A 19018-nucleotide genomic window follows, 5' to 3' on the forward strand; every position below is an offset into this window, starting at 1 on the left:
CGTCCCACGTTCGAGCATCTGCCGCAGATGGTCCTCATCGCCAAGGAGCCCGTGGCCGGGCGCGTCAAGACCCGGCTGACGCCCCCGTACAGTCCGGCCGAGGCCGCCGCGCTGGCCGAGGCCGCGCTCCGCGACAGCCTGCGCGCCGTCGCCGCGACCCCGGCCGCCCAGCGGGTCCTCGCTCTCGACGGCCTGCCGGGCCGCTGGCTGCCCCCCGGTTTCGTGGTGATCCCGCAACGCGGCGCCGGCCTGGACGAGCGCCTCGCGGCGGCCTTCGCCGACGCCCACCGGCTGCGGCCCGGGCCCGTCGTGCTCATCGGCATGGACACCCCGCAGGTCACGCCCGAGCTGCTGCGCGAGGCCGGGGAGGCGCTGGCCGACCACGACGCGGTGTACGGCCCGGCGGCCGACGGCGGCTTCTGGCTGCTGGGGCTCCGGCGGCCGGACCCGGCGCTGCTGCTCGGGGTGCCCATGTCGCACCCGGAGACGGGCAAGGTCCAGCTCGACCGGCTGGTCCGCGCCGGGCTGGCCGTCCACCACCTGCCCGAGCTGATCGACGTCGACACCGCCACCGCCGCGACCGAAGTGGCCTGCCAGACCCCCACCTCCTGCTTCGCCACCACCCTCAGAACGCTGCACCGGTGATCGGGGAGATCTACGCGGCCGCGCTCGCGGGTGAGCGCGCCGAGATCGAGTACCTGGACGGCACCCGCGCCGAGCTGGCGGCCGCGCGCTGGTTCGCGCCGATCGACGGCGACGAGGAGATCCTGAGCCGCTGCCGCAGCCCCACGCTGGACATCGGCTCCGGCCCCGGCCGGCTCACGGCGGCGCTGACCCGGCGCGGCGTCGCCTCGCTCGGCATCGACGTCACGCCGCACGCCGTCGCCCTGACCCGCCGGGCGGGCGGGTTCGCCCTCCTGCGGGACGTCTTCGACGACGTTCCGGGCACCGGCCAGTGGGCGACGGCGTTGCTCGCCGACGGCAACATCGGCATCGGCGGTGACCCCGCGGCGCTGCTACGGCGGGTCCGGCAGCTCGTACGGCCGGGCGGCACCGTCCTGGCCGAGCTCGCACCGCCGTGGACGCGCAGCCGGGTCGACCGGGTACGGCTGCGCGTGGGCGTGCGCGCCGGGGACTGGTTCGGCTGGGCGACCGTCTCGGCGGCCGACATCGCGCGCCTGGCCGCGAACGCCGGGTTCACGGCCGCCCACTGCCGGCCGACGCACGGCCGCTGGCTGGCCCACCTGCACTGACCTCCAGCCCTCACCGCCCACGTCCCACCGACACCGGCGTCCGACCAGCCGCCGCCCACGACCCATCGGGGCTGGCATCGGGCCAGGCCCCACCGCCCACCGTCCGCGGCCCGGCCGGCACCGGCGTCCGGCCGAGCCGCGGCCGCCCAGGGCGCGCCTGGATCAGCGTCCGGTCGGGACGGCCGGTCGGCGTCGCTCAGTCGTCGTCGCCGTCGTCGTCGCTGCCGGTCGTGCCGTGGTCGTCGGCGTCGTCGTCGCTCTTGGCGGTCTGGTCGTTGTTCTGGTCGGTCTTCTGGGCGTCCGTGCTGTCGTCCGAGCGGTCGTCGGCCTGGTCGTCAGCGTGGTCGTCGATCTCGTCGTCGGTCTCGTCGGCGAGGACGGTGCCCTTGGCGGCGTCCACGGTGATCTCGCGCTCGGTGCCGTCGGCGGCGTCGATGTCGATCTCCCAGACCTGGCCGGCGTCCTCGTTCTCCAGCTCGGCCGAGGTGACCTTGCCGCCCGGCACCTTCTCCAGCGCCGTCTTCTCGGCCTGCTCCCGGGAGATCGCCGGAGCGGGCGCGGACGTGCCGGCAGGGATGGGGGTGGAGGCGGTGGCGAAGGCGGTGCCGACGCCGGCGGCGAGCACGCCGGCCGTGGCCAGTCCAGCGATGATCATGGGCTTACGCATGCGGAATCACTCCGTCGTTCGGTCGTCGTCCTGACGCCTCCCAGAGTGGCCGCCGGGACGATAGCGACGAACTGCGGGAACCCTAACGTCCGGTTAAGACGCCGAACGGCCCCCACGACCCCGACGGACCTACTCGTAACGGGCGCGGCGGGCGATCTTCTCGAACCCGAGACCGCCGAAGAGCGCGGCCGAGGCCGGGTTGTTGACGTTGACGTCCAGGAAGACCTGACCGGCGCCGCCGTCGCGCATCCGTCCGAGCGCCGCGACGGCGAGCGCCCGCGCCAGCCCGCGCCGCCGCCACCCTGGCACGGCCCCGACCTGGATCAGGAACTCCTCCGCGCACGCCACGAAGCCGACGGCGACGTCGCCCTCGAACGCCACCAGCGAGCACCCCGGCAGGAACTCGTCATCGACCAGCCAGTCCACCCACTGCTCCCGCGTCCACCCGGGAAAGCCCGGACGGTCCGCGAAGGACGCGGAGTACGCCTGGTGGAAGGCCCCTTCGGTGAGTGGGGACCACTCCTCGACCGTCACCCGCGCCGGCATCGGGACGTCCGGCAGCGGCCGGGTCAGGTCGCGCCGGAAGACGTCCTCGGCGAACGCCTGGCGGAAGCCGCGCGCCAGGAAGAGCTCGTGCGCCTGCGGGGTCAGCGACTCGGTCTCCAGCCGCACCTTCCCGGGCTCGGCGGCCAGCCGGTCGAGCAGGCCCGCCCCCAGCCCCCGTCCCCGGTGGCCGGGGTCGACCAGGCCGGTCGCCGCCGACGTCTCGCCCACCGGCCGCACGGCCCCGCAGGCGACCAGCCGCCCCTCCATGAACGCGCCCACCGCGGTGTCCGTGACGTACCGGCGTTCCAGGAAGGAGGGCGACGCGGGGGCCGGGAGCCCGCCGTCGCGCGCCGCGCACCTGCCGGCCAGCTCGGCGATCGCCGGCAGGTCCGTGGCGGACAGCGCGGCCCATTCGATGGTCACCGTGGCCTCCTTCGCGTGCGGATGATCAAGTATGGCACCACGCGGAGCCGCACTGGAGAGGAGCCCGGTCAGCCGCTTCGGGGGACGCAGTCGAGGACGACGTTGCCGAGCGGCGTGTGACGCACCCCGGCCACGTCGAGCCCGGCCGCGTCGGCGAGCGTGGTGTAGTCGGCGACGGTGCGCTCCCGGCCTCCGCTGATCACGAGCATGCGCAGGTTCATCTCGGCGAACATGGCCGGATCGTCGCCGGCGCCGCCCCGGGACTCGATCACGACGACCCGTCCGTGCGGCCTGGCCGCGTCGGCGCAGCGCCGCAGGACGCGCTCGGCGTCGGCGTCGTCCCAGTCGTGGATCACGCGCCTGAGCACGTAGACGTCGCCGCCCGGGGGCAGCGGCTCGAAGAAGCTCTGGCCGGCGAACGCGCACCGCCCGTCCAGCCCGAGCCCGGTCAGGTACCGCCGGCCCCGCTCGAGCGTGTCCGGCAGGTCGACGAGCGTGGCCCGCAGCCCCGGGTGGGCGCTCAGCATCTCGGCGATCAGCGCGCCGGTGCCGCCGCCGACGTCGACCACGTGCCGTACGCCGGACCAGTCGTACCCCTCGGCCGCGTCGGTGAGGTCGTCGGCGCCGGCGGCCATCAGGGCGTCGAACGACTCGCCGACCTGCTGATGGGCGGCGAGATGGTGCCAGATCGGGGCGCCGTGGACGCTCTCCCACGCGGGCCGCCCGGTGCGGACGGTGTGCAGCAGGCCGGTGAACGCGACGTCCATCTGCCCGCCGAAGCCGTCGAGGTCGAGCCGGTCGCGCATCATGGAGGGGTGGCCGGCGGCCAGCAGCGCGGCGGGCTCGTTGACCGCGAACACGCCGGGCTCCCGTTCGGCGTAGACGCCGTGGCAGGAGAGGTGGCGCAGCAGCCGGCCCAGGGCGTCGGCGTCGGCGCCCGACCGGCGGGCCAGCTCCTCGACGGGCAGCTCGTCGCCGCCCATCAGATCGGTCAGGCGCAGGGTGGCCGCGACGCGCACGGCCATCGGGGTGACCATGTCCGTGACGGGGGCCAGCACCTCCCACGCCGCCTGCCACGCCGTCGGGTGGACGGTCTCGTCGCCGGTGCCTGTCACGGCCGCAGCCCCCTTCTCCCAAAGGATCAAGGCTCGCCCGCAACCTACCACGCGATCCCGGCCCCGTCCGGTCCCGCGCGAAAAGCCCAGTAGGTCCCGCGCGCAAACCCAGCCGGTCCCATGCGGAAACCCCGGCCCGTCCCGCGCGTCCCCCGGCGGGGGGCGGCCTCCGGGGGGCGTCAGCCCAGGAGCCTGGAGAACAGGGCCCCGAGACCGAGGCCGCCCAGGAGCGACCTCGGCCGGTCCTGCTCGGTGGTCGCCGCCGACAGGGGCACGTCGGCAGCGGGGCAGGCCGCCGAGGGCCGGCCGGTCAGGACGTCCAGCGTCCTTCTGACGCCGAGCGCGTCGAGCAGCGACACCCGGGACGACGAGCTCGTGACCGACATGCCGTCGTCGCCGGCGCGGACGGTCGCGGTGCCGTCGGTGACGCACGTCTCGGGCCGGTTGACCAGCGCTTCGAGCACCGCCGTGGCTCCCGCGGCGTCCAGCAGGGACGCCGGCTCCGCCTCGGCCGACGAGCCGGCGTCCGGCAGCCCGGTCTCCGCCCAGCCGGTCCCCGACGCCCCGATGTCCGACGTGCCGGTGACAGACGTGCCGGTGTCCGACGTGTCGGCGGCCAGGGAGGTGGCGGCCGGGGAGGTGGTGGCCGGGGTGCAGTCCAGGGCGGCGGCGACGAGCGGTTCCAGGATCCGCCGGGCCAGGGTGTCGCCGTCCCCCGCGGCCGGCCCGGCCTCCTCCGTGCCGCTGTCCGGCCTGCTCACCCCGATCTCCTGCTCGACGTCGAGCAGGAAGGCGTCGAGCACGCCGGGGAACTCGGCGGCCTCGGCGAACGACGCGTCCGCCGACCGCGGGAGCGCCCCGGGCCGGTCCGCCGGGCGGACGAGCCCCTGCAGGAACGTCCGCACGGCCGAGGTGTCGAGCAGCGCGCCCGCCGCGACCGAGGGCCCGCCGGTGACCTCCAGCCGGGCGGCGACGCACGGAGCAGCGGCCCTGCTGCCGTCCTCGGCCGCCGCCGGGCCCGCCGCCGTCAGCAGCCCCGTTGCGGCCAGGCCGAGGACGGCGATCGTTCTCTTGCACATGGGTGTCTCCCTGCGACGTTACGTGATCATCCGCAGCGATCATTACCCATTGCAGTGGATCAACTACTCTATGAATGTTTCTAGCCCTCTTTACCCGCCGAAACCGGGTCACCGCGCATGCTCTACCGTCTGCTGAGCGAGCGACGTCGAGCGGAAGGACCCTCATGAGCCCCCTGAACGGCACCGGCCCGAGCGCCGAGGAGCTGACCGAGCGGGTGCACGCCCTGCTCGCCTCCCCCCGGCCCTGGTCGGTCACCCAGATCGGCGACCCCGTGCTGCGCCGGACCGCCGAGCCGTACGACGGCCAGCTCTCCGACGCCCTCCTGCGCGACCTGCTCGACGCGATGTTCCGACACCTGCCGGGCGTGGGCGTGGGCCTGGCCGCGCCGCAGGTCGGCATCCCGCTGGCGCTGGCGGTCATCGAGGACCCGGCCGAGCTGCCGCCCGACCTGGCCGCCGAGCGCGAACGCGTTCCGCAGCCGCCCCTGGAGCTGGTCAACCCCGTCGTGACGCCCCTCGGCCCCGGCTTCCGGGCGTTCTACGAGGGGTGTCTCAGCGTGGAGGGGCTGACCGCCGTCGTGCCCAGGCACGCGCGGGTACGGCTGTCGGCCCTCGACGGGGACGGCCGCCCGTACGAGAAGGAGCTGTCCGGCTGGCCGGCCCGCATCGCGCAGCACGAGACCGACCACCTGAACGGCGCGATCTACCTGGACCGCGCCGACCTCCGCTCGTTGTCGACCACCGCCAACCACGAACGGCTCCTGGCCCCCCGCCCCTGACGCCGCCGGGTCACACGCTCCCGGTCACACGCTGCGGATCACCGAGACCACGATCCCCAGCACCACGGCGCGGTCGCCGTCGATGACGTCGTAGCGGGGGTTGCGCGGTTCGAGCAGGACGTGCCCGTCGCGCCGCCGGTAGACCTTCACGGTGGCCTCGCCGTCGATCATGGCGGCGACGATCTGCCCCGAGTGCGCCTCGGGCTGCTGCCGCACCACCACGATGTCGCCGTCGCAGATGGCCGCCTCGACCATCGAGTCGCCGCGCACCCGCAGGCCGAACACGGTGCCGCGGCCGGTGAGGTCGCGGGGCAGGGTCAGGGTGTCGTCGAGGTGCTCGTCGGCGAGGATGGGCGCGCCCGCGGCGATGTCGCCGACCACGGGGACGCTCACCAGCTCGGCGGGCGGCTCGGCCGACGGCGGCCGCAGGAACAGGCGCACGTCGATCGGGCGGGTCATCGTCGCGCCGCGGCTGAGGAAGCCCTGCTCCTCCAGGCTCCTCAGGTGTTTCGAGACCGACGAGGGCGAGCGCAGCCCGACCGCCTGGGCCAGCTCGCGGGTGCTCGGCGGGTATCCGCGTCTGACCACCCAGTCGCGGATCGTGGCCAGGATCCGCTGCTGTCGTTGCGGCAGGGCCGAGACGTTCAGGTGCTCGAACGTGTCATGGTCGTCGTAGGTGGTCACAGGGGAATGCTAGAGGCCGGCCGGCCGGTGCGGTGGCGGCCGCCGGCGGAACGGGCGATCCCGGCCGCGAGGGCGCAGGCCGCCGTGCCCGCCAGGACGAACAGCCCGGTGTCGCCGGCCAGGTACTCGGCCACCACCACGGGCCGGTCGGTGACGACGGCGTGCTCCAGCAGCAGGGCGAACGTCGCGTTGTGCGCGAAGTGGGCCAGCACGGCCGGCCACACGCTGCCGGACATGACCCGCAGGTACCCGAAGAGGAACGAGAACGCGATCACCGACCCGCCGAACAGCGGCAGCACGACGGCCCGCGCCCCCTCGGCGTGGTAGTACGGCGTGAACAGGATGTACGGCAGATGCCAGGCGATCCACACCACCCCGGCGACGAGCATGGACGTGCGCTCCCCCAGCCAGGCGAGCCGGGGCTGCAGGTAACCCCGCCAGCCGATCTCCTCGGCGAAGGCCAGGATCGGCCCGGTGACGAGCACGGCCGCCACCGACTGCGCCCAGTCGCCCCGCGGCGCGGTGAACCGCCCGAACCCCAGGACGACCGCGCCCGCCGTGGCCAGCAGGCACACCCCGGCGGTGGCGGCGACGGCGGCCGGCCAGGCGCGCAGCCCGGCCCGCCCGAGGCCGAGGCGGCGCAGCCCGTCCCTGGAGAACCCCTCCCGGGTGACGACGAACAGCAGCACCAGCACGGTGAGCAGCGGCGACAGGGCCAGGACGAGCCCCTCCGCGACGCGCGCGGTGCCGGCCGAGACGGCGAGCACGAGGACGATGTAGACGATCGACGTGACGCGGTCGTCGAGCTGTCGGAACACGGGCGGACCTTCCTCCGGGGGCGGGCTCCGCCAAGTGTTCAGGAGCCTGCTCCCGCCGCCCATCGGCCGAAGATCCGAATCGCCGCCCCGCCTCTGCCACCCGGGGACTACGACCACCGGCTGAGAGCCGGTAATCGCGTTGCGCCCGCGCCGGGGCGCGTGTCAGGGTCGTGGCTTCCTGGCAGGCAGTGATGACGGCGCTGGTGGTGCGGCATGAGGTATGCGGGGCTCGCGCTCGCGTTCGGGTCCTCGTCGTGTTTCGCGTTCTCGGGGCCGATGGCCAAGTACCTCGTCGCGGCCGGGCTGACGCCGATCGAGGCCGTGTGGGCGCGGATGGCGGCGGCCGGGCTCCTGCTGCTGGGCGTGCTGGCCGTGGTCCGGCCCGCGGCGTTGCGCATCCCGCGGGCCAGGTGGCCGTTCTTCGCGTTGTACGCGGTCGTGGCGGTGGCCGGGGTGCAGTCGCTGTACTTCGCGGCGATCACCCGTCTGCCCGTGGGGGTCGCCCTGCTGCTGGTCTACATGGCCCCGGTCATGGTGGCGGCCTGGGTGCGGCTGGTCCGGAAGGTCCGGCTGCCCCGGGCGGCCTACGCCGGGGCGCTCGTCGCCCTGGCCGGCCTCGGGATCGTCGCCGAGGTCTGGCACGACCTGCGGCTGGACGCGCTGGGCCTGGCCCTCGGCCTGCTGGCCGCGGCCTGCTCCGCCGGATACTTCCTGATGAACGACAGCTTCGGGGACGACGTCGACCCGCTCGGGCTGGTCGCCTGGGGCATGGCGGGCGCGGCCGTCGCGCTGGTCCCGGTCGCCCGCCCGTGGGCGCTGCGGTGGGAGGCGTTCACGACGTCCGCCACTCCCGCGCCCGGCGCCCTGACGCTGCCCGTGCCGGTGGCCTTCGCGTGGATGGTGGTGGTCGCCAGCGTGGTGGCCTACATCCTCGGGGTGAACGCGGTGCGGCGGTTGTCGGCCGCCGTGGGCGCCACGGTGGCGTCGCTGGAGGTCATCGGCGGCGCGCTGGCGGCCTGGGGGGTGCTCGGCGAGGGCCTGGGCGGGCTGCAGATCGCGGGCGGCGTGATCGTGCTGTCCGGCGCGCTCCTCGCCCAGACCGCGACCCGCCGCACACGACCATCCCGGGCGACGGGGCTGGACGGCGACAAAGAGGTGACCTCGGGAGCAATGAAGTGCTGACACTACTGTAAGTAGTTAATTCACTACAACGGGTATTTACAAGGGGAAGCAACGACTGTCCCATCCCCGTCCCGAGGAAGGAGGTGGAGCCTTGCGTGTCCTGATCCAGCTCCGCCCCGCCCGTGAAACCGTCGAAGCCGTCCTCGACCCCGGTGTGACCGCCACGGTCGCCGACGTGGCAGGAGAGCTGCCGGGAATCGTCCTGGACCAGGCGTTCGCCCCGGTGGCCCTGCCGCGCGCGCTGCCCGCCCCGCATTCGGGCGGCCTGCTGTCGTCGCTCAACCGGCCGCTGGGCTTCTCCCTGTCGGCCGAGCACGCCAGCGTGCTCGTGCGCGGCGAGCTCTCCGACGACGACGTGCCGTCCAGGCTGGCGTTGTTGTCGTCGTCCGTACGCGAGGTCGTCGGCGTGTTCGCCGACCCGTCCATCCATCCGAACCTGACCTGCGCCGACACCGGCCCGGTCGGCGACTGGCACGACGTCGAACGGCTGCTGCACGCCTCCGACCTGCGCGCGGCCGGCTACGACGGCCACGGCGTCAACCTGGCGGTGGTGGACGGCGGCGTCAACGCCGACCACGTGAGCACCAAGCTCGGCCGCCAGGTCACCCTGGACGCCGGGCACAGCTGGGCACCGCCCGGCGTCACGCCCACGCCGGGGCGCTACCCGGTGGAGCACGGCAGCCTGTGCGCCTTCAACACCCAGCTCGCCGCCCCGCGCTCGACGCTGCTCGACATCGCCGTCCTGCAGAGCAGGAAGGGCACGGTCGAGGGCATGCTGTCCGACGCCGTGGCCGCCTACACCCACCTGCGCGGGCTCCTGGAGGCCATGCCGGCCGAGTCCCGCTCGCTGGTCGTCAGCAACAGCTGGGGCCTGTACAACCCGGAGCAGGACTTCCCGCCCGGCCACCCCGGCAACTACTCCGACAACCCGATGCACCCGTTCAACGTCATGATCTCCAGCCTGGAGCACGCCGGGGCCGACATCGTGTTCGCGGCGGGCAACTGCGGGCGCGACTGCCCGGCGGCGAGCTGCGGGTTCACCGACATCGTGGGCGGCAACGGCCATCCGAAGGTGGTCACGGTGGCCGGGGTCGACACCCACGGGGAGCGCGTCGGCTACTCCTCGCAGGGGCCGGCCCGGCTGGGCGACCACAAGCCCGACCTGGCCGCCTACACCCACTACGCCGGCTCCGAGGCCAGCGGCCCCGGCACGCCCGACACCGGCACCTCCACCTCCTGCCCCGTGGTGGCCGGCGTCATCGCCGCCCTGCGCACCCGCCACCCGTCCACCAAGTTGTCGCCCGCGCAGCTTCGCACGCTGCTCAACCGCACCGCCGAGGACCGCAGCACGGTCGGCTTCGACCACGACTACGGGTACGGCATCGTCAACCCCGCCGGCGTCCTGGCCGCGCTCCGCTCGCACCGCACCAGGGCCGCCTGAACCGCGACGGCGCCGCGCACCCGTGGGTACGCGGCGCCGCCGTCCGCCGGGGAGGGCCGGTGGACGAAGGGTCAGCCGTGGTTCCAGACCGAGGAGATCCGGTCGTTCCACCCGCTGGGGACGAGGTTCGGGATGTCGGAGAAGGGCGGCACGATCAGCGAGCTGCCGCCGAAGTTGATGTGCTCGTAGTAGCGGACCGTGCAGTTCGTCCCGCCCATGGAGCTGATGACGTCGTTCCAGTCGTGCAGGTGCAGCGGGCCGTGGTGGACGTCGGTCAGGTCGTTGTAGGCCTGGCGGGCCGGGCACCAGAACCAGTCGCCGGCGTACTCGACGTGCTCGAACATCTGCACCTCGCCCCGCGTGGCCGGACGCGGGTCGCGCAGCAGCGCCGCGGCCCACAGCGCGCCGTTGACCGCGGTGTCGTCGGTGACCGCCGTCAGGCGCTCGGGGTGGTAGAGGTAGGTCAGCGGGCGGCCGTCGAACCGGGTCAGGTCCGCCGGGTCGTGCTCGACGCCGTCCACGACCACCGCCATGGCGGGCGCGGGGTGGGTGATGGGCGCGTTGGCGAGCGCCGCCGCGGCCCGGGGCCGGGCCAGGGCGCGGGCGGGGTCCGCCGGCACGGGCTTGGCCGAGCGCGGCGCCCTGACCGCCTTGGCGACGAGCTGCTCCAGCGTGGTGATGTCGTGGTCGCGCAGGAGGGCCAGCACGTCGGCCTCCTCCAGGCCCCCGACGTGGTCGGAGAAGTCCAGGAAGCGCTCGACCTGGCGGCGGGCGGGGGTTGAGATCTGGGTCACGGGTGCCTCCCCTTGGTAGTGCTGCGTACTCCCTCATGGTCGGGCGGGGCGGCGGCGCGGGCAGCCCCCCAGTGTTGGGGATGGCGGTCAGGCGGTGAAGGCGGCCATGAGCTCGTCCCGGCCGCTCGCGCCGGTCTTGCGGAAGATCGCTTTGAGGTGGTCGTGCACGGTGTGCCCGGACAGGTCGAGCAGCCGGGCGATCTGCTTCGGCGCGGCTCCGGCGCACAGCAGGTCGAGGACGCCGCGTTCGCGCGGGGTGAGGGCGTACCAGTCGCAGAACGAGGGCAGCAGCAGGCCGCCGGTCGCCGCCTGGATCACCACGGCCACCTCGCCCGTGCCGTCCTCGTCCAGGGTCTGGCCCTCGACGGCGAGCCAGCGGCCGTACCGGGCCGCCGGGGCGCAGATGATCGGCCGGCCGGCGTCCGTGCCGCGCGCGTGCTCGGCGGCGTCGGCGGCCAGGGCGGTGACGAACGTGTCGGCCAGCCAGGCGTGCGGGCCGTGCCGGTCGGGGCGGCGCAGCCGGTCGAGCCACGCGTGGGCCTGCGGCGTCACGGCGCGGACGCCGCGGTCGGGGCCGACGACGATCACCCCGGCGGGCAGGGCGGGCACGGTGGGGGCGAGCGGGGCGGCGGTGACGTACCTGCGCAGCGCGGTCATCAGGGCCGGGGCGAGCAGCGTCGCCCCGCGCCGGTCCTCCTCGGTGAACGGCACGGCGTCGCAGGCGCGGACCAGCCCGAGCAGGCCCCACACGCCGCCGCGCCCGTCACGCAGCAGCAGCCGCAGCTCGCAGGAGGCGCCGCAGGCCGCGAACGCCCGCCGCGCCCCCTCCGCGGCGCCGGCCACCGCGACCGGCACCCGCAGCCGGGCCAGCGACGCGGGCCGGCACGGGTCGCCGTGGGCGCGGCGGTGGGCGAGCAGGGAGACGGCCAGCTCGCGTTCGTAGCGGTGCCAGAAGCTGAACGAGCCCTGCCCGAGCCCGGTCGCCGGGCTGGTGCCGACCAGCCTCAGCGCGTCGTGCGGCAGCAGCGGGGCGATGGCGGCGGACACGGCGGCGCCGACGTGCTCGGCCGCGACGCCCCGGTCCATCAAGGTGCGCACCTCGTGGAGCACGCGGTCCTGGCATGAGCTCACGCGGCCAGGTCAGCACGCCACGACCCTGCCCGGCAAGCACAGGGTAGCCATTCGGCTACGTCAGGTCACATTCAGCCGCCGCAGCTCGTCCTCGGTCAGTTTCAGGGCCGTCGCCTCCGCCGACGCCCGCACCGACTCCGGCCGGGTGGCGCCCGGGATGGGGACGACGTGCTCGGAGTGGGCCAGGTGCCAGGCCAGGCAGACCTGCTGCGGGGTGCGTCCGCGTTCCTCGGCCACCTCGTGGAAGGGGGTGCGGGGCGGGGCGGCGCCGGGGCCGTCCAGGGCGCTGCGGGCGATGCCGCCGAGGGGGCTCCACGGCAGGAAGGCGATGCCGAGGCGGTCGCACAGCCGCAGCTCGGGCAGGCTGTCGCGGTGTTGAGGGCTGTAGCGGTTCTGCACGGAGACCAGGGAGTCACCGAGGACGGCCCTGGCCTCGTGGATCTGCTCGCAGGTCACGTTGGAGACGCCGGCCGCGCGGATGAGGCCCGCGTCGAGGAGGTCGCGCAGCGCGCCCACCGACTCCGCCCACGGGACGTCCGGGTCGGGCTTGTGCAGCTGGTAGAGGCCGATCGCCTCGACGCGCAGGCGGCGCAGGGAGCCCTCGCAGGCGGCCCTGAGGCGGTCGGGACGGCCGTCGACCGTCCAGGAGCCGTCGCCGGGACGGCCGCGCCCGCCCTTCGTGGCGACCAGCACGCCGGAGGCGTCGCCGGACCAGGTGGCCAGGGCCTCGGCGACGAGCTCCTCGTTGTGGCCGCGCTCGCCGGCGTGCCAGTGGTAGGAGTCGGCCGTGTCGATCAGGGTGAGGCCGGCGTCGAGGGCGGCGTGCACGGTGGCGATCGCGCGGACGCGGTCTGGGCGGCCCTCGATGGACAGCGGCATGGCGCCCAGGCCGACGGCGCCGACCTCGGCGGTTCCGACGCGGCGGGTGATCATGGTCGGTCAGCCTTCCGGGAGGAGGTCGGCGACGGCTCGCGGCAGCCAGGCCGCGACGTCGGTGAACGTGAAACCGAGCGCGGCGGCCCGGCCGGCGTCGATGGCGTAGGAGCGGTCGAAGGAGAACGGCGAGGCGGGCTCGCCGCCGGTCACCACGCGGTGGACGGGCGCCGGCGAGCCGGTCGCGGCGGCGACGGCCGCGCACAGGCCGGTGACGGTCAGCGTGTCGGGCGAGGCGGCGTTGAGCGCGCCGGTGACGTCGGTGCCCGTCGCCGCCCAGTGCAGGAACGCGGCGATCTCCGCGTGGTGGACGAACGACGTGGGGGCCGGGTCGCGGTGCACGGCGACCGGCAGCCCGGCGCGTACGCGGTCCACGTAGTGGCGCAGCCGTCCGGTGAAGTCGGCGTCCCCGCCGCCGAGCACGTGGGCGCTGCGCACGGCGAGGAACGGGAAGGCCGGGTCCCGGGCGAACACGGCCTCGGCCTGGCGTTTGCCCTCGGCGTACGCGGCCGCCTCGCCGAGCAGCCGGGACAGGGCGTCCGGCGATCCCCACGGCAGGCCGCGGTCCACCGGCCAGGACGCGGCCTCGACCGTCTCCTCGCGGACCGGGGCCGCGGCCGGGGGCAGCGGGGACGGCGAGGTGGCCGGGTCGTAGACCTCCATGGTGGAGGTCATCACGTAGCGGGCGGTGCGGCCGGCGAAGACCCGGCGGGCGACGTCGGCGTGCGAGGGCGTGTAGCAGACCTGGTCCACGACGGCGTCGAAGGCCCGGCCGTCCAGGGCGCGGGCGAGCGCCGCCGCGTCCGCCCGGTCGGCGACGACGTGCTCGGCCCCGGTCGGCGGCGCGGCCGAGCCCCGGTTGACCACGGTCACGCGGTCCCCGCCGGCCAGCAGCAGGCGGATCAGGCGGCGGCCGAAGTAGCGGTTGCCGCCGATGACGCAGATGTGTCGCATGCGGCCAAGACTGGCCCGGACGGCGTCAGCAGTGGTAGTGGTGACTTGCTGGCCTCGTGTTAAGGAGAACTGTTGATCGACGCCCATCGGCTCAGGGTGCTGCGGGAGGTGGCCGCGCACGGCAGCTTCAACCGGGCGGCGGCCGCGATGCTGCTCACGCCGTCCGCCGTCTCGCAGCAGATCGCCGCGCTGGAACGGCAGCTCGGCACCCCGGTCGTCACCCGCAGCACCCGCGGCGTGGCCCTCACCGAGCCGGGCCGGCTGCTGGTGGAGACGGCCGAGACGATCGCGGCCGAGCTGCGGCACGCCCGGGAGCGGATCGACGAGCTGGCCTCGGGGCGCCGGCGGCTGACCGTGGCCACCTTCACCAGCGGCGGCCGCGCGTTGCTGCCCGGCGTGCTGGCGCGGTTCGTCGCCGCCCATCCCGACGTCGCGACGAACGTGGTCGAGCGGGAGCCGGAGGACAGCCTGCCGCTGGTCCGGCGCGGCGAGGCGGACCTGGCCATCGCCTACCACTTCGACGGGCCGCTGCCGGTGCTGCCCGGCGACCGCACGGGGCTGGCCTGGACGCCGCTGGCCGAGGACCCGCTGTCGGTGGCGCTGCCGGCCGCCCATCCGCTGGCCGGCCGGGCGTCGCTGGACCTGACCGAGCTGGCCGAGCAGCCGTGGGTGATCGGCTGCTCCAAGACCGAGGCGTTCCTGCGCGGGTACGCCGCCGCGGCCGGGTTCGAGCTGCGGGTCAGCGGCTCCACCACCGACTACCACCTGGCGCAGGCGCTCACGGCGGCCGGGCTGGGCGTCAGCCTGGTGCCGTCCATCTGCCTGGCGCGCGACACGCCCGGCCTGGCCGTCGTGCCGCTGAACCCGCCGCGCCCGGCCCGCTACCTCGGGATCGCCACCGCCCCGCGGCGCGACCACCCGCTGGTGCCGACGCTGGTCGAGTGGCTGCGCGAGGAGGCCGCGGCATTGGGACGGCAGCGGACCGATCCTGTCCGCCGGTGATGTCACAGTGTCCCGGGGAACCTTTCCCGCACCGAACGGAGTGATTCATATGAGCCGCCATGTCCAGATCACCTTCGACGCCCACGACCCGAAGGCGCTGTCGACGTTCTGGCGTGACGCGCTGGGCTACGTCCACCCCGGCCCGCCCGGGGTCGAGCTGCCGCAGGGCGCCGACCCGCTGGCCGCCTGGGACGACTTCCTGGCCGGGATGGGCGTCCCCGAGGAGGAGCGCGACACGCGATCGGCCATCGAGGACCCCGAGGGCCGGGGCCCCCGGGTGTTCTTCCAGCGGGTGCCGGAGGGCAAGGCCGCCAAGAACCGCGTGCACCTCGACGTCCGGGCGGCTCCCGGGCTGCGCGGCGAGGAGCGCATGGCGGCGCTGGAGGCCGAGTGCGAGCGGCTGGTCGGGCTGGGCGCGACGCGGGTGCGGCGACACGAGCCCGAGCCCCCGTTCGCCGCCGGCCACATCGTGATGACCGACCCCGAGGGCAACGAGTTCTGCCTCGACTGACCGTCCAGGACGTCCGGCTGACGAATCAGTCGTCGGCACATCTGCATGGCACGATGACCAGCGTGCCCGCTTCGATGTGGGTCACCTTCTTCGAGCCGAGGCAGAATCGGCATTTCAGCGTCTCGGCGATCCATGGGTCGGACCATACGTTGTGCTGCCAGGCCGGCGGCGGCCCGTCCGGGGGCGGTTCCGCGCCGCGCCCGGCGGGCTCGTTCTCGCCGCCCACCTGGCCGAGGCCGCCGCAGTGCGCAGGCTGTCTGTCGCCTGACGGATCTGGTTGCGCTCACCTCAGTCGCGGGGGGAAAGCAGAAGGCGAGTGCTGCGAGAATGGCCGCATGGCCAAGCTGACCGGAGCTCAGATCGCACAGGAGGGGCCGGCGGGGTGGGCGTACCTGCTCGGCAGCCTGCACACCCGACTCCACACCGGCACGTTCGCCGCCGGGCTCGCGCTCGTCGACGCCATCGGGGCGGCGGCCGAGGAGATGGACCACCATCCCGACCTCGACCTGCGCTACACCCATGTCGACGTCCGGCTGTCCAGTCACGACGCGGGCGGCGTCACCGAGCGCGACCTGCGGCTGGCGCGCGCGGTCACGACGCTCGCCGCCGACGCCGGGGTGCGCCTCGACCCGGCGTCCGTCTCGGTGCTCGAACTCGGCCTCGACACCCCCGCGCGGGACACGGTCCGGCCGTTCTGGGCGGCGGTGCTGGCGGTGCCCGCCGACGACCGGGGCGAGCTGCAGGACCCGGCCGGCGCGCTGCCGGGCGTGTGGTTCCAGCCGTCCGGCGACGAGGAGCCCCGCCAGCGCTGGCACTTCGACGTGTGGGTGGAGCCCGCGCAGGTCCAGCCGCGGATCGACGCGGCGCTGGCGGCGGGCGGGCGGCTGGTGCGCGCCGACGGGGCGCCGCGGTTCTGGGTGCTGGCCGACCCCGAGGGCAACCACGTCTGCCTGTGCACCTGGCAGGAGCGCGACTGAGCCGCGGCGGCGGTCAGCGCGGCCGTCGGGCAGCCCGGCGCGTGGTCAGCGAGGCCCGTCGGGCAGCCCGGCGCGTGCCTGGGCGAGCAGTTCGCGGGTGCGCGGCAGGCCGGCCAGGCGGGCGGCCAGCGCGTCCAGCGTGACGGCCAGCACCCGGGCCGGCACGCCGCGCGCCGTCAGCACGTGCGCCATCCAGCTGACGAAGGACGTGAACAGGCCGGGGTCGTCGACGTAGGCGGCGGCCTTGAGGTAGTCGACGACGTAGGCGACGTCCTCGGCGGTGTGGCCGGTCGGCTCCTCGCCCGCGGTGACGGGCACGTGCTCGTCCAGCTCCTGCATCACGCCCCTGACCAGCTCGGGGGCCCGGTCGGTGAGCGCCGTGTACTCGGGGCCGGCCAGGTGCGGCGGCCGTCCGGGGCTCAGCCCGGTCGCGGCCCGGCGCGGCGGCGGCCCGGCGTCGAGCAGGTCGGCGGCGGCCCGCGCGTCGGGCGCCCAGGCGTCGGCCCCGAGCAGACGGGCGTAGCGGCCGTCGGGCCCGAAGGCGGCGCCGCCGACGAGCACGGGCGCGCCCGCCGCCTGGCAGGCGCTGATGGCCGCGTGCGCGGCGGGCAGCCGGGTGGCGATCGACCCGGACAGCGCGACCGCGGCCGGGGCGGTCCTGTGCACGTGCACGACCAGGTGCGCGGTCGGTACGTGCGCGCCCAGGTAGTCCACCTGCCAGCCGCGCAGCCGGAGCACCTCGGCCAGCAGCCGGGCCGGGAAGGTGTGCCACTCGCCGTCCACGCACGCCACGCTCACCCGCCCCCTGGCCGGGCCGGTGCGGTGGCCGCGCGCGCCCGGCTCGTGAGCCAGCACGGCCAGCACCCGCTCGTGGACGGCGGTCGCCGTGTGCTCCTGGGCGACGGTGAGCCGGTTGGCCGCCCAGTCCAGGCCCACGCGGGCCTGCGCGACGGCGACGACGTCCAGGAGCATGGTCTCCAGGGGCACGCCGGCGTCGAGACCGGCCCGCGCGGCGTCGATCGCGGCGTACTCGTCGCCGGACGTCGCCGCCGTCCGCAGCGCCTCGACGCAGCGCTCGATCTCCTCCCGCGGGCCGGGGGCGCTCACGCCGGAAGACCTCCGTCCGGGCCGTCCGGGCCGTCGGGGGCGTCGGGGGCGTCGGGGGCGTCGGGGGTCTCGCGCGGCGCGCCGATGGCGACGATGGCGATGTCGTCGCGCTCCCGCTCGCCCGCCCACTGGGAGGCGAGCATCTGGACGCGTTCGGCCAGCGCGGCGGCCGGCATGCCGGCGCACTGCCGCAGCTCCTCGCGCAGCCGGTCGTCGCCGAACATCTCGTCGCCCAGCGGGCCTCCCCTGGCCTCGATGACGCCGTCGCTGTAGAGCAGGCACGTCTCGCCGGGGGCCAGGAGCACCGTCTCGGTGACGCTGTTGATCTGGTCGAGCAGGCCGATCAGGGTGCCGCGGGTGCGGGCGTCCTCCACCCGGCCGTCATTGCGGACGATCATCGGCGGCGGATGGCCGGCGCTGGTCAGCCGCAGCTCCAGCCGGTGGCCGCGGCGCTCGACCCCGGCCAGCACCAGCGTGACGTAACGCGGGCTGGGACCGGCGAGCAGCACCTCGTTGAGCCGTTCCAGCACGCGCTGGTGGTCGTCGGCCAGCGGCAGCAGGGCGCGCAGCGTGTTGCGGATCTTGCCGGTCAGCACGGCGGCCTCCAGGCCCTTGCCGGAGACGTCGCCGAGCACCACCAGCGCCGCCCCGCCCGATCCGGCGACCGGGTGCACGTCGTAGAAGTCCCCGCCGACCAGCGCGCCGTGGCCCGCCGCCCGGTAGCGGGCCGCCACGTCGGCGACGTCGAGGTACGGCGTCATCGGCGGCAGCAGGTCGGCCATCAGCGTCTCGGCGATGGCCCCCTGCTCGGCGTACACGCGGGCGATGGAGATCGCGGTGCCGGCCCGGGCCACGAACAGCCGGGCGAACGCCTCCTCGGCGGCGGAGAAGCCGGCCGAGGAGCGCAGCAGGATCAGCGCGCCCGCGGGCAGGCCGTAGCCGGGCAGCGAGATCACCACCACGGAACGCGTGTCGTCCCGCCCCTCGCCCAGCACCCAGCCGGGCGCCTGCCCGGGGTCCACCCAGCGGGCGGGCACCGGCGGGAAGGCCCGCAGCGCCTCGGCCAGCCCCGGCATGGAGCGCGGGTCGATGTCCAGGTTCCGGCGCACGGACGCGCCGCCGGCCTCGTGGTAGGCGACCTCGTAGCGGCGCGGGCCCAGCGGCACGACGGCCCGGGCGGCGTGGGCGAGGTGCCGCACGGCCAGGCGGGCGACCGCCTCCAGGCAGCGGTCGAGGTTGAGCGAGGACAGCAGCTCGGTGGCCGCCGCCACCATGGACGCGGCCGAGTCCCGCTCGCCTCGCAGCACCTCCATGGCCCGTTCCGACGCGGTGACGTCGACCAGCCACCAGGTGACGCGGTCGCGCCCGGCGCGCACGGGATGGGCCTCGAACACCCGCTCCCCGACCGGCCCCCGGACGGGCTCCGGCCTGCTCCCGGCGTCGGGTGACGCGGCCAGACGGGCGCACAGGTCGTGGTGGGCGCGGGCCAGCCAGTCCGGCGCGATCCGCGTCGCGTCGCCCAGCAGCGACCGGGCGGCGGCGTTCGCCCGCTCGACGGCGCCCGACGCGTCGGCGACCAGCATCGGGTACGGCGTGTCCTCCCCCAGCATGCCGATCGCGCC

Annotated in this window: 21 protein-coding genes; 8 read left to right on the forward strand and 13 right to left on the reverse strand. The window is 75.2% G+C overall.

Annotated features, from left to right (window positions below):
- Nucleotides 1-27: 27 nt before the first annotated feature.
- On the forward strand, nt 28-645 hold the full coding sequence (locus tag ACFYUV_RS19615) for a TIGR04282 family arsenosugar biosynthesis glycosyltransferase (protein ID WP_387670123.1): 618 nt from the start codon (nt 28-30) through the stop codon (nt 643-645).
- Nucleotides 642-1253: a class I SAM-dependent methyltransferase gene (locus ACFYUV_RS19620; protein ID WP_387670125.1), complete on the forward strand. Its 612-nt coding sequence runs from the start codon at nt 642-644 to the stop codon at nt 1251-1253. The genes ACFYUV_RS19615 and ACFYUV_RS19620 overlap by 4 nt, the downstream gene beginning before the upstream one ends.
- A gap of 196 nt (nt 1254-1449) precedes the next feature.
- Here the strand turns inward: ACFYUV_RS19620 and ACFYUV_RS19625 are convergent, their stop codons facing one another.
- The 4 genes from ACFYUV_RS19625 to ACFYUV_RS19640 form a co-directional block, all read right to left on the reverse strand.
- Nucleotides 1450-1920, reverse strand: a complete 471-nt coding sequence (locus ACFYUV_RS19625) for a PepSY domain-containing protein (RefSeq protein ID WP_387670127.1) — start codon at nt 1918-1920, stop codon at nt 1450-1452.
- Nucleotides 1921-2049: 129 nt separating this feature from the next.
- The gene (locus ACFYUV_RS19630; protein ID WP_387670129.1) at nt 2050-2889 is read right to left on the reverse strand and encodes a GNAT family N-acetyltransferase; all 840 of its coding nucleotides are present in this window, start codon (nt 2887-2889) and stop codon (nt 2050-2052) included.
- A gap of 68 nt (nt 2890-2957) precedes the next feature.
- Complete coding sequence (locus tag ACFYUV_RS19635) at nt 2958-4004, reverse strand: methyltransferase (RefSeq protein ID WP_387670131.1); 1047 nt, start codon at nt 4002-4004, stop codon at nt 2958-2960.
- Nucleotides 4005-4183: 179 nt separating this feature from the next.
- A complete protein-coding gene (locus tag ACFYUV_RS19640; RefSeq protein ID WP_387670133.1) occupies nt 4184-5083 on the reverse strand; it encodes a hypothetical protein in 900 nt (299 codons plus the stop codon).
- 164 nt (nt 5084-5247) lie between these two features.
- On the opposite strand from ACFYUV_RS19640, the gene ACFYUV_RS19645 reads away from it, so the two are divergent.
- A complete protein-coding gene (locus ACFYUV_RS19645; RefSeq protein ID WP_387670134.1) occupies nt 5248-5862 on the forward strand; it encodes a peptide deformylase in 615 nt (204 codons plus the stop codon).
- Nucleotides 5863-5886: 24 nt separating this feature from the next.
- On the opposite strand, the gene lexA is transcribed toward ACFYUV_RS19645, so the two are convergent.
- A complete protein-coding gene (gene lexA / locus ACFYUV_RS19650) occupies nt 5887-6546 on the reverse strand; it encodes a transcriptional repressor LexA (protein WP_387670136.1) in 660 nt (219 codons plus the stop codon).
- Nucleotides 6543-7364, reverse strand: a complete 822-nt coding sequence (locus ACFYUV_RS19655) for a CPBP family intramembrane glutamic endopeptidase (protein WP_387670138.1) — start codon at nt 7362-7364, stop codon at nt 6543-6545. Before ACFYUV_RS19655 ends, lexA begins: the two co-directional genes overlap by 4 nt.
- Before the next feature lie 213 nt (nt 7365-7577).
- Between ACFYUV_RS19655 and ACFYUV_RS19660 the strand changes: the two genes are divergently transcribed.
- Both ACFYUV_RS19660 and ACFYUV_RS19665 read left to right on the forward strand, forming a co-directional pair.
- A complete protein-coding gene (locus tag ACFYUV_RS19660) occupies nt 7578-8546 on the forward strand; it encodes a DMT family transporter (RefSeq protein ID WP_387670140.1) in 969 nt (322 codons plus the stop codon).
- 91 nt (nt 8547-8637) lie between these two features.
- On the forward strand, nt 8638-9987 hold the full coding sequence (locus ACFYUV_RS19665) for a S8 family serine peptidase (RefSeq protein WP_387670142.1): 1350 nt from the start codon (nt 8638-8640) through the stop codon (nt 9985-9987).
- 71 nt (nt 9988-10058) lie between these two features.
- Here the strand turns inward: ACFYUV_RS19665 and ACFYUV_RS19670 are convergent, their stop codons facing one another.
- The 4 genes from ACFYUV_RS19670 to ACFYUV_RS19685 all read right to left on the reverse strand — a co-directional run bounded on the left by ACFYUV_RS19670 (nt 10059) and on the right by ACFYUV_RS19685 (nt 13799).
- Nucleotides 10059-10781 (reverse strand): hypothetical protein, encoded by a 723-nt coding sequence (locus ACFYUV_RS19670; RefSeq protein ID WP_387670144.1) that lies wholly within the window; start codon nt 10779-10781, stop codon nt 10059-10061.
- Between the two features lie 87 nt (nt 10782-10868).
- Complete coding sequence (locus ACFYUV_RS19675) at nt 10869-11912, reverse strand: response regulator transcription factor (protein WP_387670146.1); 1044 nt, start codon at nt 11910-11912, stop codon at nt 10869-10871.
- 60 nt (nt 11913-11972) lie between these two features.
- The gene (locus tag ACFYUV_RS19680; RefSeq protein WP_387670148.1) at nt 11973-12845 is read right to left on the reverse strand and encodes an aldo/keto reductase; all 873 of its coding nucleotides are present in this window, start codon (nt 12843-12845) and stop codon (nt 11973-11975) included.
- A gap of 6 nt (nt 12846-12851) precedes the next feature.
- Complete coding sequence (locus ACFYUV_RS19685) at nt 12852-13799, reverse strand: NAD-dependent epimerase/dehydratase family protein (protein WP_387670150.1); 948 nt, start codon at nt 13797-13799, stop codon at nt 12852-12854.
- Nucleotides 13800-13871: 72 nt separating this feature from the next.
- Between ACFYUV_RS19685 and ACFYUV_RS19690 the strand changes: the two genes are divergently transcribed.
- Entirely contained in the window at nt 13872-14801 is a 930-nt protein-coding gene (locus ACFYUV_RS19690) for a LysR family transcriptional regulator (protein ID WP_387670152.1), read from the forward strand.
- 49 nt (nt 14802-14850) lie between these two features.
- A complete protein-coding gene (locus ACFYUV_RS19695) occupies nt 14851-15312 on the forward strand; it encodes a VOC family protein (protein WP_387670154.1) in 462 nt (153 codons plus the stop codon).
- Nucleotides 15313-15337: 25 nt separating this feature from the next.
- On the opposite strand, the gene ACFYUV_RS19700 is transcribed toward ACFYUV_RS19695, so the two are convergent.
- Nucleotides 15338-15538, reverse strand: coding sequence for a hypothetical protein (locus ACFYUV_RS19700; protein WP_387670156.1), 201 nt, complete (start codon nt 15536-15538; stop codon nt 15338-15340).
- A 109-nt stretch (nt 15539-15647) separates the two neighbouring features.
- Between ACFYUV_RS19700 and ACFYUV_RS19705 the strand changes: the two genes are divergently transcribed.
- Nucleotides 15648-16289, forward strand: coding sequence for a 4a-hydroxytetrahydrobiopterin dehydratase (locus tag ACFYUV_RS19705; protein ID WP_387670158.1), 642 nt, complete (start codon nt 15648-15650; stop codon nt 16287-16289).
- Between the two features lie 45 nt (nt 16290-16334).
- Here ACFYUV_RS19705 and ACFYUV_RS19710 read toward each other — a convergent pair whose 3' ends face one another.
- On the reverse strand, nt 16335-17396 hold the full coding sequence (locus ACFYUV_RS19710) for a B12-binding domain-containing protein (RefSeq protein ID WP_387670160.1): 1062 nt from the start codon (nt 17394-17396) through the stop codon (nt 16335-16337).
- A complete protein-coding gene (locus ACFYUV_RS19715) occupies nt 17393-19006 on the reverse strand; it encodes a PP2C family protein-serine/threonine phosphatase (RefSeq protein WP_387670162.1) in 1614 nt (537 codons plus the stop codon). Before ACFYUV_RS19715 ends, ACFYUV_RS19710 begins: the two co-directional genes overlap by 4 nt.
- Between the last annotated feature and the right edge of the window lie 12 nt (nt 19007-19018).

Origin of the sequence: Nonomuraea sp. NPDC003560 (genome assembly GCF_042878785.1) — a bacterium.
Taxonomy (GTDB): Bacteria; Actinomycetota; Actinomycetes; order Streptosporangiales; family Streptosporangiaceae; genus Nonomuraea.